The following is a 1,490-nucleotide window of genomic DNA, read 5'->3' as shown; positions in this document are numbered from 1 at the left end:
GACCCGGCTTTCAATATGTGGAAGACCGCCGAACCGGTGGTCGGCGGCTGGATTGCCGGCAACCTTGGTCCACGTGGCATGATGATCGATGCGCGCGACGGCGCCAAGGCGCTGCTGACGCTGGCCCGCCAGGTACCCGAGCTTGCGGCGCGCACCGACCGGCTGTCGCGCGAGATCGACCTGATGGCCGAGCACGGCCTGCGCTTCGACGAGACAACCGCGCGCGCCATCGGCAAGGCCGAGGCGCGCTACAGCCGCTCCGGCCGCCTGGCACTGTGGGTGATCGCGCTGACGCTCGTCTATATCGCCTGGAAGATCATCTAGCGGTCTGGAACGGCTTGTCCCAAAGTGATTGCATTGCTATCATTGCATTCGGCAATGTTGAGCAGAGTGCAATCATATGGCCAGCATCACCATTCGCAATCTTGACGACGAGGTCAAGGATCTGCTGCGCCAGCTCGCAGCGGAGAACGACCGCTCGATGGAAGAGCAGGCGCGGGTGATGATCCGTGCTGCCGTCGAAGGCCAGCTTGGTTCGGCCGGCCGCATTGATCAGATCGAACAGACCTTGCGCGAACTTGCGAGCGCACGCGGCCTAGCCCCAGTTGTCGCGGGGAAAATCATGCCGCGCGGCCTCTCCAGCAAGCGCATCCTGCTCATCATCGGCGGCGGCATCGCCGCCTACAAGGCGCTTGATCTAATCCGCCGGCTGCGCGAGCGTGGGGCTGCGGTTCGGGTGGTCATGACATCGGCCGCGCAGGAATTCGTTACCACGCTGTCGGTTGGCGCGCTCTCCGCAGACCATGTCTTTACCGACCTGTTCGACCGCAATGATGAGCACGATGTCGGCCATATTAGGCTGTCGCGCGAGGCCGATCTGCTGGTGGTGGCGCCCGCCACCGCCGACCTGATGGCCAAGCTCGCCAACGGCCACGCCAACGATCTGGCCTCCACCGTGCTTGTCGCCACCGACAAGCCGGTGTTGATGGCGCCGGCCATGAATCCCAGAATGTGGGCGCATCCAGCCACCCGCCGCAACCGCGCGACGCTACAAAAGGACGGCATCGCCTTTGTCGGTCCGGCCAGGGGTGAGATGGCGGAAAGCAATGAGGCGGGCGAAGGCCGCATGGCCGAGCCGCTGGAGATCGTCGCCGCCATCGAGGCGCTGCTCGATGTCGGCCCCAGGCCGCTGTCGGGGCGCAAGATCATCGTCACCTCCGGCCCGACGCATGAGCCGATCGACCCGGTGCGCTACATCGCCAACCGTTCCTCCGGCAAGCAGGGCCATGCCATCGCGGCAGCACTGGCCAGGCTCGGCGCCGATGTGCACCTCGTCTCCGGTCCTGTCGGCATCGCCGATCCCGCCGGGGTGAAGACCATCCATGTCGAACGTGCGCAAGAGATGCGCGATGCGGTGGAACAGCTCCTGCCCGCCGACGCGGCGGTGTTCGTCGCCGCCGTTGCCGACTGGCGTACGGACAACTCGGCCG

Annotated in this window: 1 protein-coding gene and 1 pseudogene; both read left to right on the top strand. The window is 65.7% G+C overall.

What is annotated here, in order from left to right:
- Nucleotides 1–324 (top strand): annotated as a pseudogene (locus EN993_RS35710) (ubiquinone biosynthesis protein UbiB); the annotation flags it as partial.
- Nucleotides 325–400: 76 nt separating this feature from the next.
- Nucleotides 401–1,490, top strand: a 1,090-nt coding sequence (gene coaBC, locus EN993_RS35705) for a bifunctional phosphopantothenoylcysteine decarboxylase/phosphopantothenate--cysteine ligase CoaBC (protein ID WP_206532482.1), incomplete at its 3' end; no start/stop codon positions are given.

This window comes from Mesorhizobium sp. M7D.F.Ca.US.004.01.2.1 (genome assembly GCF_003997785.1).
In the GTDB taxonomy this organism is placed as follows: Bacteria; Pseudomonadota; Alphaproteobacteria; order Rhizobiales; family Rhizobiaceae; genus Mesorhizobium; species Mesorhizobium loti.
Note: the sequence above shows the minus strand (reverse complement) of the source record. Positions and strands in the feature narration are given on the sequence as shown.